Source organism: Allobosea sp. CER48, from assembly GCF_044752385.1.
Classification (GTDB): Bacteria; Pseudomonadota; Alphaproteobacteria; order Rhizobiales; family Beijerinckiaceae; genus Allobosea.
The window spans coordinates 1-1,147 of the sequence record NZ_JBIWYK010000712.1; the positions used below are offsets into that span (position 1 = coordinate 1).

The window sequence follows — 1,147 nt, forward strand, 5'->3', positions numbered from 1 at the left end:
TGCAGCTCGACGGCGGCCTGCTCAACGGCTTGCTAAGCGGCCTCCTCGGCGGGGGCATTTCGCTCTCCGTCTTGGATTACGATGCCCTGATCAAGGCCCGTGTCGATCTGTTCGACTTCTCCAAGCATCTGGCGACGCGCCTCAATCTGACGGCCGTGACCTATGACGACGTTCTGAAAGCCAACGTCCGGCTCGGTGACGTGCTGGCGGCGATCGTCGACGCCTCCCGTGACCATGACACGCGCAGCGCTGCCGCAACGGCCGCACTCGGACGCATCGCGGCGGCATCGGCAAGCGGCCTGCCGGTCAACCTCGCCTCGCTGATCTCGTTCGGCCCGGCCGGCGATAAACCGATCGCAGGCTCCAAGCCGATCGCCGCATCGCTGACCGCTCTCGACATCGTCTCGGCCGTCGCGCAGATCTCGAACGGCAACCGTCAGATCGATCTCGGTCTCAACCTGAACCTTCCCGGCATCGCCGCTATCTCGCTCAAGCTCGGCATCGGCGAGAGACCGGTCGGCACCAGCCTCGTCCGCGTCGGGCGGGCAGGAGCCAGCGTCCATACGGCACAGACGCGGCTGCTGCTGACGGTCGACCTGGTCGGCTCGGGGGCGGCCTCGCTAGTCAGGTTGCCGCTCTATCTTGAGCTCGCAGCCGCAACCGCGCGCCTCACCGGTCTGCAATGCTCGCCGTGGGATGTCACCACCTCGCGCGTGACGCTCGGCGTCACGCCAGCCCTGGTCGACGCCTGGATCGGGCAAGTCTCGATGGCCGAGTTCAACAACTTCACAACGGCACCGCGCCCGCCGGCAGCCACGCTGGTCAAAATCGCCGGCCTCGCCAAGGTCAATGCCCGCGCCCATGTGACGATGACGAACCTGGCCGAGACCAGCGTCAGCTTTAGCTACTCGGAGATCCAGCGCGGCGACAAGAAGACAACCTCGACTCAGGACTTCGTCGCCACCCTGCTCGGACGGCTGATCGGCGATCTCAAGCTGGACGTGGAGGCGCTTGGCCTTGGCATCGGGCTGCCGGGTCTCGACGGCCTCGTCGGGGGTGTGATCGCCGGGGCGGCCTCGCCGCTCGATCAGCTACTCAACGGAATCCTCGGCACGCTCGGCATCGGGCTCGGCCAGGCGGACAGCTG

1 protein-coding gene is annotated in these 1,147 nt (G+C 66.8%); it reads left to right on the forward strand.

All coding sequences use genetic code 11. The features are described 5' to 3' along the window. The coding region (locus ACIPIA_RS16740) for a hypothetical protein (protein ID WP_400511100.1) at positions 1–1,147 on the forward strand (1,147 nt) is incomplete at both ends.